This window comes from Pseudomonas sp. LBUM1668, assembly GCF_059695715.1.
This window is the reverse complement of sequence record NZ_CP166787.1, coordinates 4,071,909-4,085,366: the sequence shown is the minus strand read 5'-3', so window position 1 is coordinate 4,085,366 and position 13,458 is coordinate 4,071,909. Positions and strand designations below refer to the sequence as shown.

The 13,458-nt window shown below is 59.1% G+C and carries 11 protein-coding genes; 4 read left to right on the top strand and 7 right to left on the bottom strand.

Annotated elements, in window-relative coordinates:
* Positions 1-48: 48 nt before the first annotated feature.
* From ACA061_RS18360 to ACA061_RS18335, 6 genes are all read right to left on the bottom strand, one after another.
* On the bottom strand, positions 49-2,010 hold the full coding sequence (locus tag ACA061_RS18360) for an acetyl/propionyl/methylcrotonyl-CoA carboxylase subunit alpha (RefSeq protein WP_497299800.1): 1,962 nt from the start codon (positions 2,008-2,010) through the stop codon (positions 49-51).
* Positions 2,011-2,078: 68 nt separating this feature from the next.
* Positions 2,079-2,876, bottom strand: coding sequence for an enoyl-CoA hydratase/isomerase family protein (locus ACA061_RS18355; protein WP_497299799.1), 798 nt, complete (start codon positions 2,874-2,876; stop codon positions 2,079-2,081).
* A complete protein-coding gene (atuD, locus tag ACA061_RS18350; RefSeq protein ID WP_042560224.1) occupies positions 2,873-4,030 on the bottom strand; it encodes a citronellyl-CoA dehydrogenase in 1,158 nt (385 codons plus the stop codon). Before atuD ends, ACA061_RS18355 begins: the two co-directional genes overlap by 4 nt.
* Before the next feature lie 30 nt (positions 4,031-4,060).
* On the bottom strand, positions 4,061-5,677 hold the full coding sequence (gene atuC / locus ACA061_RS18345) for a geranyl-CoA carboxylase subunit beta (protein ID WP_497299798.1): 1,617 nt from the start codon (positions 5,675-5,677) through the stop codon (positions 4,061-4,063).
* A gap of 3 nt (positions 5,678-5,680) precedes the next feature.
* The gene (locus ACA061_RS18340; RefSeq protein WP_497299797.1) at positions 5,681-6,550 is read right to left on the bottom strand and encodes an SDR family oxidoreductase; all 870 of its coding nucleotides are present in this window, start codon (positions 6,548-6,550) and stop codon (positions 5,681-5,683) included.
* 12 nt (positions 6,551-6,562) lie between these two features.
* Entirely contained in the window at positions 6,563-8,353 is a 1,791-nt protein-coding gene (locus tag ACA061_RS18335) for an acyclic terpene utilization AtuA family protein (RefSeq protein WP_497299796.1), read from the bottom strand.
* Positions 8,354-8,536: 183 nt separating this feature from the next.
* On the opposite strand from ACA061_RS18335, the gene ACA061_RS18330 reads away from it, so the two are divergent.
* The 4 genes from ACA061_RS18330 (at position 8,537) to ACA061_RS18315 (ending at position 12,492) form a co-directional block, all read left to right on the top strand.
* The gene (locus ACA061_RS18330) at positions 8,537-9,160 is read left to right on the top strand and encodes a TetR/AcrR family transcriptional regulator (protein WP_150603388.1); all 624 of its coding nucleotides are present in this window, start codon (positions 8,537-8,539) and stop codon (positions 9,158-9,160) included.
* A gap of 92 nt (positions 9,161-9,252) precedes the next feature.
* On the top strand, positions 9,253-10,050 hold the full coding sequence (locus ACA061_RS18325) for a substrate-binding periplasmic protein (protein WP_210700435.1): 798 nt from the start codon (positions 9,253-9,255) through the stop codon (positions 10,048-10,050).
* 157 nt (positions 10,051-10,207) lie between these two features.
* Positions 10,208-11,395 carry a hypothetical protein gene (locus ACA061_RS18320; RefSeq protein ID WP_210553934.1) on the top strand — a complete coding sequence of 396 codons (1,188 nt, stop codon included), beginning with the start codon at positions 10,208-10,210 and terminating at the stop codon, positions 11,393-11,395.
* Positions 11,396-11,478: 83 nt separating this feature from the next.
* Positions 11,479-12,492 carry a GNAT family N-acetyltransferase gene (locus ACA061_RS18315; protein WP_497299794.1) on the top strand — a complete coding sequence of 338 codons (1,014 nt, stop codon included), beginning with the start codon at positions 11,479-11,481 and terminating at the stop codon, positions 12,490-12,492.
* 111 nt (positions 12,493-12,603) lie between these two features.
* Here the strand turns inward: ACA061_RS18315 and ACA061_RS18310 are convergent, their stop codons facing one another.
* Positions 12,604-13,158 (bottom strand): RNA polymerase factor sigma-70, encoded by a 555-nt coding sequence (locus ACA061_RS18310; RefSeq protein ID WP_150603391.1) that lies wholly within the window; start codon positions 13,156-13,158, stop codon positions 12,604-12,606.
* Between the last annotated feature and the right edge of the window lie 300 nt (positions 13,159-13,458).

The following is a 13,458-nucleotide window of genomic DNA, read 5'->3' as shown; positions in this document are numbered from 1 at the left end:
TTCTGATAATTCAGAGCGTAGTCAAACCCCGCGGATGCGCTCGGGCGACTACTCGACCTGCAACAGAACCTGACGATTTTTTACCTGATCGCCGACCTTGACCTGCACCCGCTTGAGCACGCCGTCGATGCCGGCCGTGAGCGGATGCTCCATTTTCATTGCCTCCAGCACCACCAGCAATTGACCCTTGCTGACTGCACTGCCTTCGCTGACAAGGACGTCGACAATCGCACCGTCCATCGGCGCCTTCAAGGTGCCGGAGCTGACGCTGGTCTGACTGTCGATCACCGCGTGAGTTCGATCCTCCAGGTGCAGACTGCCGGGATGGGTGAACAGCCAGAGTTGCCCGGCATCGAGGCGATAGGCGTGGCGTTGGCGCAGGCCATTGATTTCAAGTGTCACTGAACATGTGCTGTGATCGATGAGTTTCAGCTCGAGGGCGCGTTCAGCGATTTGCACCTCAATCACATCCCCCGCGCACCTGAGCAGTTGCGCGGTCCAGTTCTGTTCATCAAGACCCAGCCGATAATGCAGCGGCGCGCTGGCGTTGTTGCGCCAGCCGCTCAATGGCGCGCGGTGTTGTTGCGCCGATGCCAGATAAAACAGCACGGCAGCGATGGCCAGTTCTTCGGCACTCGGCGTGTAGGCATGCAAGCTTTGGTGATCGCTGAAATGCTGGGGAATGAATCCGGTGCTGAATTCACCGCTGATGAATTGTGCATGTTGCAGCAGACTTTCGAGCAAGCGCTGATTGCTTTGCACGCCCAGCAACACCGTGTCCTGCACCGCGCGCAGCAGCTTGCGGCGGGCCTCTTCACGCGTGGCACCGTGAGCGATCAGTTTGCCGAGCATCGGGTCATAGAACGGGCTGACCGTTTGCCCTTCATGCAAACCATGGTCAATCCGCGCGCCGTGTTGCAACGCGGGTTCCCACGCCTGAATGCACCCGGTTTGCGGCAGAAAATCTTGCGCGGGATCTTCAGCATAAAGCCGCACTTCCATGGCATGGCCATTGAGCTGGACTTGCGCCTGAGTCAACGGCAGAGGCCGCCCCTCGGCCACCGACAATTGCCAGGCGACCAGATCGAGCCCGGTGATCAGTTCAGTCACCGGGTGCTCGACCTGCAGACGGGTGTTCATCTCAAGGAAATAGAACTGCCCGCGCGCGTCGAGCAAAAACTCCACGGTACCGGCGCCGACATAATTCACTGCGCGGCCGGCCTTCAGTGCGGCTTCGCCCATGGCTTGGCGCAACTCGGCGGTCATCACCGGGCAGGGCGCTTCTTCGATGACTTTTTGGTGCCGGCGCTGGATCGAACAGTCGCGTTCGCCGAGGTAGATCAGGTTGCCGTGGTGATCGCCAAACAGTTGCACTTCGACGTGTCGCGGGTCGATCAGCGCCTGTTCGAGAATCAATTCGTCGCTGCCAAATGCATTCAGGGCTTCAGAGCGCGCGGTGCGCAGTTGCGTTGGCAGTTGCGCAGCGTTGTGCACCAGCCGCATACCGCGGCCGCCACCACCGGCACTGGCCTTGATCATCAACGGGTAGCCGATGCGTTCGGCTTCGCTCAGCAAGGTGGTGTCGTCCTGCGCTGCACCTTGATAGCCAGCGATGCACGGCACGCCGGCGTCGAGCATGGCGAGTTTCGACAGGCGTTTGCTGCCCATCAGTTCGATCGCCTCGGCGCTCGGGCCGATGAAAATCAGGCCGGCCTGTTCGCAGGCGCGGGCGAACCCGGCGTTTTCCGAGAGAAAACCATAGCCGGGGTGGATCGCATCGGCGCCGCTGCGGCGGGCGGCGTCGAGGATCGCCGGAATGTTCAGGTAGGACTGCTGCACCGGCGACGGGCCAACCCGCACGGCTTGATCGGCGATTTTTACGTGCAGCGCATCGGCGTCGGCGTCGCTGAAGATGGCGACGGTGCGGTAACCAAGGGCCTGTGCGGTGCGCTGGATACGGCAGGCGATTTCACCGCGGTTGGCGATCAGGATTTTGTGGATGATGGGCATGGGCTTTTTCCCTTTGGTTTTGTGCTAGATGATCTGGCCTCTTCGCGGGCAAGCCCGCTCCCACAGGGTCAGGTGGCCCAGCCCGGTTTGCGTTTTTGCATGAACGCCATGGTGCCCTCGATGCCTTCGGCGCCAGTCACCGCTTCGCTGAACCACTGCGCCGCTTCATCGAGCAACTCAGTCGATGGTTGCCCGGCACTGGCCAGCAGAAGTTGTTTGGTGACGGCATTCGCCTGCGGCGCGCAACACAAGACATGCTGCAACACCTCATCCAGTCGCTCGGCCAATGCCTGCGCATCCTGCTCGACAAAATGCACAACCCCCAAGCGCCGCGCCTGATGACCATCGAAACGCGCAGCGGTCAATGCCAGTCTGCGTGTCTCGGTCAAGCCAATGCGTTGCACCACAAACGGCCCGATCTGCGCCGGTAGCAGGCCGAGGCTGGTTTCCGGCAGACCGAATTGCGCTTTGTGATCAGCCATCGCCACGTCGCTGACACAGGCCAGGCCAAACCCGCCGCCCATCACCGCGCCTTGCAGCACGCAGATCAATACTTGCGGCGCGTGCTGGGCTTCTTCCAGCAGCGCGCCGAACGCCCGGTTCAAATCACGGTAAGCCTCGGCACCCTCGGCGCGGGCATTGGCCATGTCCTTGATGTCGCCGCCGGCACAGAAATGGCCGCCGCTACCGCTGAGCACCAAGGCGCGAACAGCACGGTCATCGCGAACAGCCGCCAACACCGCGCGCAGTTCGCTGACCATTTGCAGGCTCATGGCATTGCGGCTGTCCGGGCGATTGAGGGTGATGTGCAGCACACCGCCATGCAGTTCCAAAAGCAGCGTCTGGCACTCGGGCAGGCCACTCATTTCTTTTTCCCCGGCAGGATGCCCATCAGTTTGCAGATGATCCCCAGCATGATTTCGTCGGCGCCGCCGCCAATCGATACCAGCCGCACATCGCGATAGGCGCGTGCCACCGGGTTGTCCCACATGAAGCCCATGCCGCCCCAGTATTGCAGGCAACTGTCGCTGACTTCGCGGCCGAGCCGGCCGGCCTTGAGCTTGGCCATCGACGCCAGTCGGGTAACGTCCTGGCCCCGAACGTATTGCTCGGTGGCCTGATAAACCAATGCGCGCAGGCATTCGATTTCAGTCTGCAATTCGGCGAGGCGGAAATGGATGACCTGATTGTCGATCAGTGCATTGCCGAAGGTCTTGCGTTCCTTGCAGTACTCGATGGTGCTGTCGACGCAATACTCCAGACCCTTGATCATGTTCGCCGCGCCGAACAGGCGTTCTTCCTGAAACTGCAACATCTGCATCATGAAGCCTGCGCCTTCATGACCGATGCGGTTGCGCTGCGGCACGCGGACATCGTCGAAAAACACCTGCGCGGTTTCCGAACTGCGCATGCCGAGCTTGTCCAGATGCGAGCTGAGGCTGATACCGGGCGTGGTCATCGGCACCATGATCAGCGACTTGTTGATGTGCGGCTTGTCGTCCGAAGTGTTGGCCAGCAGGCAGATGAAGTCGGCGCTCGGCGAGTTGGTGATCCACATTTTGCTGCCATTGATCACGTAGTCGTCACCGTCCTTGCGCGCAGTGGTTTTCAACCCCGCGACGTCCGAGCCGGCACCGACTTCGGAAACACCGATGCAGCCAACCTGCTCGCCGGTGATTGCCGGGCGAAGGAACTCTTCGCGCAGTTCATCCGAGCCGAACCGCGCCAGCGCCGGGGTGCACATGTCGGTCTGTACACCAATCGACATCGGGATGCCGCCGCAATGAATGGTGCCGAACTCTTCAGCCGCGACAATCGAGTAGCTGTAATCGAGGCCCATGCCGCCGAATTTTTCTGGCTTGGAAATGCCCAGCAGGCCGAGGTCGCCGGCCTTGCGGAAGATCTCGTGGATCGGAAAGCGTCCGGCCTTTTCCCATTCATCGACGTGCGGGTTGATCTCGTGTTCGACAAACTGGCGGACGGTGCGGCGCAGTGCTTCGTGTTCCGGGGTGAAGATCATTTTTATTGTTCTCCGTAAGATCCGTGGCCGTCAGAAGCGGCTGACGCCGAAGCTGTTGGGTTGCAGTGCGCGAATGTCGGCTTCGTGGCAAATATCCAGCAAGTACCCGAGCAGGGTGCGAGTGTCACGCGGGTCGATCAAACCGTCGTCCCACAGGTTGGCGCTGCCGTAGAGCGCGGTGGACTGGCTGTCGAGTTTCTGCGCGGTGACCTGTTCGAGCATGTCGAGCATTTTCGGGTCTGGTACCAGGCCGTCCTTGAGCTGTTTGGCTTCGGTGACGATGCGCAACACTTTGCCAGCCTGCGCACCGCCCATCACCGCCGTGCGGCTGTTGGGCCAGGCGAAAATAAACCGTGGATCGAGGCCGCGCCCACACATTGCATAGTTGCCGGCGCCGTAGGAGCCGCCGACGACCATCGTCAGTTTAGGCACTCGCGCGTTGGCCACCGCTTGAATCAGTTTCGAACCGTGTTTGATCACCCCTTGCTGCTCGGACTCGGTGCCGACCATGAACCCTGTGGTGTTGTGGAAAAACAGCAGCGGCGTCTGGCTCTGATCGCACAGTTGAATAAACTGCGCAGCTTTGCTCGCACCGTTCGGCGTGATCGGGCCGTTGTTGCCGATGAAGCCGCAGGCGCGGCCCTGGATTTTCAATTGGCCGCAAATGGTTTGCTGGTCGAACTCGCCCTTGAACTCTAGGAAGTTCGATTCGTCAGCGATCCGCGCAATGATTTCGCGCACGTCATAGGGTTTTTTCGGATCGTCCGGGATCAAGCCGAGCAATTCATCGATCGGGTAGAGCGGCTCTTTGTATTGCGGTTCCGGCAGCCACGGCAGTTGCTCGTTCCACGGCAGCATCCGCAGAATCTCGCGCACCTGACGCACGCCATCGGCATCGTTCTCGGCCAGATACTCGGCCGTGCCGGCGACCTGCGCGTGCATCTCGGCGCCGCCCAGTTCTTCATCGGTCGCCACTTCGCCGGTTGCGGCCTTGAGCAGCGGGGGGCCGGCGAGAAACAGCTTGGCCTTGCCGCGCACCACCACTACGTAATCCGACAAGCCCGGTTGATAAGCGCCGCCCGCCGTAGCCGAGCCATGCACCACGGTGATCTGCGGCAAACCCATCGCCGACATCCGTGCCTGATTGGCAAAGCTGCGCGCACCTTCGACGAAAATCTCCGCTGCGTAGTTGAGGTTGGCACCGCCGCTTTCGGCGAGGGTGATCACCGGCAGTTTGTTTTCCTGAGCGATCTGTTGCAGGCGCAGGGATTTTTTCAGGCCACTGGGCGAGATCGTGCCGCCCTTGATTGCGCTGTTATTGGCGACGACCATCGCGCGGATGCCTGACACGTAGCCAATACCGGCGATCAAGCCACCACCGGCCGCGCTGCCGTCCTTGTCGTCATGCAGTTTGTAACCGGCGAGGCTGGCCAGCTCGAGAAAAGGTGCGCCGGGGTCGAGCAGCAGGTTCAAGCGTTCGCGGGGCAGTAGTTGCCCGCGCTTGTCGAATTTCGGCTTGGCTTCGGCGGCCTTGTTCAGCAGGTTCTGTTCGAGTTGTTGCACTTGCTCGATGGCGGTAAGCATCGCCGCACGGTTGCGGGCGAACGCCTCGCTGTGCGGGTCGAGTCGGGACTGGATCTGCGCCATGGCTTACTCCTTGTCCTTGAGCACATCGGGAAGGTAGGCCCGGTGAAAACCATTGAACGATTCACTGTGGGTCGCCTTGTGTAGCGGCCACGCACGACTGCCGAGGCTGGCTGCACCATCGATGCGCAACGTGCTGCCACTGATGAAAGCCGCTGCCGGACTGAGCAGAAACACGATCGCCGCGCTGACTTCCGATTCGGTGCCGATGCGCTTGAGTGGCACATGCTCGCGCAGGGTCGGGATCACCGCTTTGAATGCGCCTTCGTAGGTGTCCATGCCGCTGGAGGCAATCCAGCCCGGCGCCACCGCGTTGACCCGCGCCCCGGCGTAACCCCACTCGAAGGCGGCGGTCTTGGTGAAGTTGTCCATGCCCGCACGCGCCGCGCCGGAGTGGCCCATGCCGGGCATGCCGCCCCACATGTCGGCGAGCATGTTGACGATGTTGCCACCGTGTTTGCTCATCGACTGGTTGAACACTTCCCGTGCCATCAGAAAACCGCCGACCAGGTTGGTGCGCAGTACGGTTTCGAAACCTTTCTGATTGATCGAAGCCAGCGGCGCCGGGTATTGGCCGCCGGCATTGTTGACCAGTCCATGGATCGGTCCGTGTTCAGCGATCAATTCGCTGACCAGTTGTCTGACCGCTTCCTCATCGCGGATATCGCAAGCCTGCCAATGCGCGCAACCACCGTCCTCGGTGATTTCGGCGGCGACTTTTTGCAGCTTTTCAGGTTTGCGCCCGACCAGCAGCACATGGGCGCCGAGCGCTGCCAGTTCATGGGCGGTGCAGCGACCAATGCCGCTGCCGCCGCCAGTGACGATGATGGTCTGGCCGCTGAACAGATCGGCATTGAAAATCGACGCGTAAGCCATGCAAACCATCCTCTAGTCGAACTGTTCGGCGATGCTCTGTGGCACCGGGATCTGGATTTCCAAGAGTTGCTGGGCGAAAGCTTTGCCTTGCGGGTCGATGCGCAGACTGGCCACGCCACCACCGCCGAGGGCGTTTTCCAATAGAAAGTTGAGGCTATGGGTGCCGGGCAGATACCAGCGTTCGACGCGGCCGTGGATCGGATCGAGAACGTGGCTCATCCAGTCGACGATCACCTCAGGCGTCAATGCTTCGGCGATCCACGGCAGATATTCAGGCTTGCGCGGCATGACGCCGATGTTGCTGTGGTTGCCCTTGTCACCTGAGCGCGCCACGGCCAGTTTCACCAACGGCAGGCTGGCGTCGGCGCGACCCTGGGGTTTGGGTGGTTGCTCGGCGATGGGCAAGTCCTGGCTGTCGAGTGCGGTCAGCGCGGGCAGGACACACGGGTGGTTTTCACCGGCCATGTTGATGTGGAGGCTGCAGACGCTTTTGTCGATCAGGAACGAGAACAGCCGGATAACCGGATAGACCGTCGGCCGTCCGCCAACGATGCCGGTCAGCCCTGGTGCCATGCCGGTTGCAGCCTGGGCGATTTCCCGGGAGAACAGGATCAGCGCCTGCTTGTTCGGATGGCGCACGGCAAGTTTGATCACCACTTCGCGGGTGTCGTGGCGCTGCCCATGAGGGCCGTAGGTGGATTCGCTGCCGAGCAATTCAATGTGGGTTTCGCTGTAAGGCACCCAGCCGCGCTGGCTGAACATTTCCGACGTCTTGTCGATGATCGCCTGGCTGACGCGTCGGGCCTTCTCCACTGCATCGATGCCGGCTATCAGGCAACTGGCGGTACAACGGAAGCCGTCCGGATACGTCGCGCTGACCTTGTATCTGTCGCTGGGCGGCAGGCCTTTGGCACCGTGCACATGCACCGCGTTCTTGCCTTGTTGCTGGAGTTTGACCTGAGTGAAGTCGCAGACCACATCGGGCAGCAGATAGGCCTGCGGATCGCCGATTTCGTAAAGCATCTGCTCGCCGACGGTCAGCGGCGTGATCAGGCCGCCGGAGCCCTCGGGCTTGCTGACGATGAAGTGGCTGTCGGCACTGACTTCAACGATTGGAAAGCCGATGTGCTCGTAATCCGGAACGTCGCGCCAGTCGGTGAAGTTGCCGCCGGTACACTGCGCGCCGCATTCGATGATGTGCCCGGCCAGTGCGGCCTGGGCGAGTTTGTCGTAGTCGTGCCACGACCAGCCGAATTCATGCACCAGCGCGGCACTGACGACGGCGCTGTCGACCACGCGCCCGGTAATGACGATGTCGGCGCCCAGACGTAGCGCCTCGACGATGCCTGGCGCGCCGAGGTAGGCGTTGGTCGAGACGCACATCGGTGGCAATGGCGCGCCGGTGAACATTTCGCTGATGCCCTGAGCGGCGAGCTGCTTGAATTGCGGTTGCAGGTCATCGCCCAGCAGGACGGCAATTTTCCGCTTGATGCCGGCAGCGTCGCAGGCAGCTTGCAGGGCGGCGGCGCAGGCCTGGGGATTGACGCCGCCAGCGTTGCTGATGACGCGGATATTCTGCTCGGCCAGTTGTGGCAGCAGCGGGGTGAGGACGTCGATGAAGTCGCTGGCGAACCCGCCCTGCGGATCCTTCATGCGCGCGCCGGCCATGATCGACATAGTGATTTCGGCCAGGTAATCGAACACCAGATAATCCAGGCGCCCACCCTCTACCAGTTGCGCGGCGGCGGTAGAGGTGTCACCCCAGAAAGCACTGGCGCATCCGATGCGGACGGTGGTTGGCATTTTTATCTCCGGCTCAGGGACCTGCGACAGAAGTGTTTGGAGGCTACCAAGCAAGCGCTTGGTTTGTAAACAGCTGAAATATCTTCTGCCCAAGCGCTTGCTTGGTTGTCGTTGGCGGCTTAAATTGCGCGCAACCCTGCGGTTTCAGGGGGCAACAGACTGATCGACTGTAGGAGAGAACGGGTGGACGAGCAAAAAGCCCTGAGGGTCATGCGCGAATTGGTCGACCAAGGCCAGTTGACCGACCCGGACAGCGCCCGCGGCAAACTGCTGCAAGTGGCGGCTCACCTGTTCCGCAACAAAGGTTATGAGCGTACTACGGTGCGCGATCTGGCCGGCGCGGTGGGTATTCAGTCGGGGAGCATTTTTCATCACTTCAAAAGCAAGGACGAAATTCTCCGTGCGGTGATGGAAGAAACCATCCGCTATAACACCGCATTGATGCGCGCGGCGCTCGCCGATGCGACCAATGTGCGCGAGCGCGTATTGGCGCTGATTCGCTGTGAATTGCAATCGATCATGGGCGGCAGCGGCGAAGCCATGGCGGTGCTGGTCTATGAATGGCGCTCGTTGTCCGAAGAAGGCCAGGCCAAGGTTCTCGCCTTGCGCGATGTCTATGAAGAAATCTGGCTACAGGTGCTCGGTGAAGCCAAGGAGGCCGGGTTCATTCGTGGGGACGTATTTGTCACGCGGCGTTTCCTCACCGGTGCCCTGTCCTGGACCACCACCTGGTTCCGTGCCGGCGGCAGTCTGAGTCTTGATCAGTTGGCTGATGAGGCGCTGATTCTGGTGCTTGAAGAGCGTTGAAGCGCTTTCTATCGGGCCGGGAAACTGGCTAACTGGGCGAAACCGCCTAGCTTGAATGCATTGATCGGTATTTTTTCGGGGAGTGGGGTGTTTTGAAGTCTTTGCCAAGTCGGACCGCCGCGAGGTTATTGCTCGCAGCGCTGGCTGCATTATGGGTATTGCCCGCTCAGGCAGCGCAATTGGTTCGGGTTGGTGCAGCGCACTTTCCGCCTTATACCGTTCGCCCCGAAAACGGTGCCGACACCGGTCTGTTGCCTCAGATGGTCGAGGCCTTGAACCGGCTGCAAAGCGACTATCAGTTCGTCCTCGTGCCAACTTCGATTCCGCGCCGTTTCGGTGATTTCAAGCAGGGCCGGATCGACATGGCGATCTTCGAGAACCCTGAGTGGGGCTGGAAGGAAATCCCTCACAACGACGTCGACATGGGGCTTGAGGATGCCGAGATTTTTGTCGCGCAACGCGAAGACGGCCGGCAGCAGAACTATTTTGCCGACCTGAGCGGCAAGCGTCTGGCGCTGTTCAGTGGCTATCACTACGAGTTCGCCAACTTCAATGCCGACCCGAAATTCCTCGCGCAAAACTTCAAGGCCACGCTGACCTATTCCCACGACAGCAACCTGTTGATGGTGCTACGCGGACGCGCGGATATTGCGCTGGTGACCCGTTCGTACTTGAGTGACTACCTGCTGCGCAACGAGAAGGTGCGCGATGAATTGCTGGTGTCCCAGCGCATCGATCAGGTCTATCACCATTACGCCATCCTGCGTCCGGCCGCGCCGATAACCGGCGAAGCGTTCAGCAAGTTGCTGCAAGGCCTGCGCGACAATGGCGAAATGCTGAAAATCTTCGATCCTTATCGGATTGCCGTGGTGCCGGTGCATGATCACTGACAGAGATGCTGTTGGTACTCTGAACATGCCAGCCTACCACCCAGCGAAGGCTTTTTAACCTGTCAGACCTGACAGTGGTTGGGGCAGATTATTCCTGTTTGAATCGTGATCGTACCTGACTCTCGGTGTACGACCTTATCTTGCAGGAGTTTGAGTAATGACACATTTCATGGAAATGGATTTACCAGTCCCGGAAGTAAAAGAAGCGCTTACTAACAATACGCTCTATCCAATGGACGCTTTTGACGGAGCAACAGCGACCGTCAAATATAAGATGGAGAAGACCGATACCATTATTTTTCATTGCGAGGGGCCGGCAGGTATAGGGGTTCCCACTTTCGAGGAAAAACAAGGTAATGAAAGTGGAAGCGTTGATTTCGGGATTCTTGCCTGCACGATCGGTGCCTGCATCGGTAAAACCCTTTTTGTCTGGTATGAGGTTTCTCGAGGCAATACCTCATGGGAATCACAGAAGCTTGAACTCCAGGTGCAATATCTGGATATGTCTGATCTCCCTGCCCCGGCACTTCCAGATGTGACTCTAATCGAAGGGGATAAAGTGCTGGACCTGCGCAGTCTTTCGCATGATGCGATAGTCACATTAGCCCCCCCACCTTTTTTCGCCGTGGGTCAGAAGATGTGGGTTCGTGTTGCGGGCCTGCATGCTGACCCGTCCGAGACAGTGCTTACGCTCCTGGAGGCGGAAGAGATTGAGGAGCGTCATCTTGTCGAGGGTGTCAAGTTGACTATTCCTCGCGGATGGTTGTTTGGCCTGGATGATTATTCAGCATTGACAGTTGAATGCTTTCTCGCCTATGGCGGTCAATCAGATATTGAGACTGCTCAGGAACTTCCGCGTACGACTCACAAGATTCGTCAGCGCGAGCATCAGTTACTCGACGACTTCACAGATTTCGACCTGACGGGGTGGAACAGTTGGAAGAAAGGACCTGCCGCGGCGGATCCGTTAGATCTCATTGTGAAGAGTGACAAGACTGGACACTATCTATGGAATTGGGGATATACAAGTCCCAACAACGGTATTCACCTGTTCAAGGATTATAAGTATCTGCAGCCGGGCCGTAGTTATGAATTCACTCTGCAACTTCGCAGGAATAGTCCGGCTAATCCGGCGCCAAAACTGTCGTTGGAAAGCGATCAGTCGATCATTGTAGAACCGACACCTCTTCTATCGCCGGAATGGATCACAGTGGGTAGTACCTTCATTGCCAACTCCAGCACTGTGCAACTGCGACTGGTCAGTCATGTTAATTCTGTCGCCGGGAATGATTACGACGTAACCCGTATTCGCTTGAAGGAAATGTTGTCAGGGAACGAAGTTTAAGTATTTTTGCAACTGAGCTTAATTTTTTGCCCTCGGCTCACGTCACATCGTTTAACTGTCGACGATTATCGTGAGGCCGACCCATGTCCAATCTGAATGACCTGACTGCCCTGGCATTGCCTTCGGGCAGCCAGTTGGTAGCTGATGCAACCGAAAGCCGCTTGAGCCTGAGCCTGGACGGGCAGCCGCTGATTCGCCTGCGCCTTGATCGCGAGGCCAAAGGGCCGATCCAGATCGACGAGCGTTTCGCTTTGCCGCCGGGGCAAGCCCTGTGGGCAGCGTGTTATTGGCTGTTCGCGCGCGATCCGGCGTGCCAGCAATTGACCTGGCAACTCGACCAGCCGCCGACCGAAGCCTTGCTCAGCGGTCTGTTGGTGAACACTGAAGTGACCGGCGAATACCGCTGCGAGCGCACGCTGTTCTGGCAGTTACCGCAGCCGTGGCTCGGCACGTCTCTGACCGGCTGCTATCCGCAACAAATGAAGATTAGCGCTGGCAAGCGCCATCCTTTAAGACCGGTGAAGCCGCGCGGTGAAGTCTATCGACGTTTCGATGCGCGCCTCGGCGCCTGGATTTCTCTGCGCACGGTCCAGATCGAAGACGACCTGCCGCGCTTCAATCGCTGGCAGAACAACCCGCGAGTCGCCAGTTTCTGGGACGAACAGGGCAGTCTCGAAAAGCATCGCGAATACCTCGGCAAACTCGACGCCGATCCGCACACGCTGACCTTGATCGGCTGTTTCGATGATCAGCCATTTGCCTATTTCGAAGCCTATTGGGCCAAGGAAGATCGCATCGCGCCGTTCTACGATGCCGACAATTACGACCGTGGCATTCATATGTTGGTAGGTGAGGAGGATCACCGCGGCCCGCACAAAGTGGCGAGTTGGTTATCGGCGCTGGTGCATTACCTGTTTCTGGATGATCCGCGCACTCAGCGAGTGGTCGCCGAACCGCGCGCCGACAACGCGAAGATGATCGGCTACATGCAGAACCAGTGCTTCCATTGCGAAAAAGAGTTCGACTTCCCGCACAAACGTGCAGCGCTGATGATGTTGGGGCGTGAGCGGTTTTTTGATCGGTGCAAGCTGGCTTGATATTGCCTTAAAGCAAAAGATCGCAGCCTTCGGCAGCTCCTACAGGGTTAACGCGAAACCCGTGTAGGAGTTGCCGAAGGCTGCGATCTTTTTTGTGCGGACAACTCGGTCTTAACGACGACCCACAGCCACTGGATCCCGACGGCTGCTCGACACCTTGCGGCAGTGCACCAGCGCATCACGGATCATGAAATTGACCAGGGTCGGCGACACGCCAAGCTCCTTGGCGATGTCCTTCTGCGGCACACCATGCAGGCGATACATCTCGAATGCATAGCGCGTGCGACTCGGTAGCTCGGTCAGCGCATCGGCGATGTTTTCCAGCGTCGAGAAATTGATGTGCGAGGTTTCCGGCGAAGCACCCTGAATGACCACGTTCAACCCTTCCTCCTCAGGGCCGGAGTACTTCTGTTCCAGCGCCTGTTTGCGGTAGTGATCGATCGCAAGGTTGCGCACGATCTGGAACAGATAACTCAATTGCGCCTTGATCGACGAGGTGATCGGCGGTGCCGACTGCAGTCGGAAAAACGCATCTTGCACCACATCTTCGGCGCGTGACCGGCAGCCGGTAATGCGTGCTGCAATCTTGACCAGAATCAGTCGGTTGTCGACGAATGCCTGAAGTAGCGGTGAATCGCACCTGCTTGTGGATACTTGTTCCGTCATGGAAATCACCTTACTGCCAATAGGTTAGTGGGGCGCCTGGGGGCGGGCTGCCCTACACATCGAGCGACAAATTATGTTGAATGATAATGATTGTCAAATGAGAAAGAGAAACAATCCATTGAATGGGTGCGATCTGAGAACTGCGACACGCCGCCGCACCCCAGCCCTATTAGCGATCCAGCCTGCCGACTAATTATTTCAAGACGTCATCCGTTCTCATTGGTGAATGGTTCCGGATAAAGACTCCCGGCCAGACAGCATTCCCATGCCTTGCGCGGTCGGCGTAGACCGCGCCCTGCA

Bases quoted from the DNA above. Each gene is read 5' to 3' on its own strand.
- ACA061_RS18335 (WP_497299796.1), bottom strand. From the start codon at position 8,353: ATGCCAACCACCGTCCGCATCGGATGCGCCAGTGCTTTCTGGGGTGAC.
- ACA061_RS18360 (WP_497299800.1), bottom strand. From the start codon at position 2,010: ATGCCCATCATCCACAAAATCCTGATCGCCAACCGCGGTGAAATCGCC.
- ACA061_RS18340 (WP_497299797.1), bottom strand. From the start codon at position 6,550: ATGGCTTACGCGTCGATTTTCAATGCCGATCTGTTCAGCGGCCAGACC.
- ACA061_RS18310 (WP_150603391.1), bottom strand. From the start codon at position 13,158: ATGACGGAACAAGTATCCACAAGCAGGTGCGATTCACCGCTACTTCAG.
- atuD (WP_042560224.1), bottom strand. From the start codon at position 4,030: ATGATCTTCACCCCGGAACACGAAGCACTGCGCCGCACCGTCCGCCAG.
- atuC (WP_497299798.1), bottom strand. From the start codon at position 5,677: ATGGCGCAGATCCAGTCCCGACTCGACCCGCACAGCGAGGCGTTCGCC.
- ACA061_RS18315 (WP_497299794.1), top strand. From the start codon at position 11,479: ATGTCCAATCTGAATGACCTGACTGCCCTGGCATTGCCTTCGGGCAGC.
- ACA061_RS18320 (WP_210553934.1), top strand. From the start codon at position 10,208: ATGACACATTTCATGGAAATGGATTTACCAGTCCCGGAAGTAAAAGAA.
- ACA061_RS18355 (WP_497299799.1), bottom strand. From the start codon at position 2,876: ATGAGTGGCCTGCCCGAGTGCCAGACGCTGCTTTTGGAACTGCATGGC.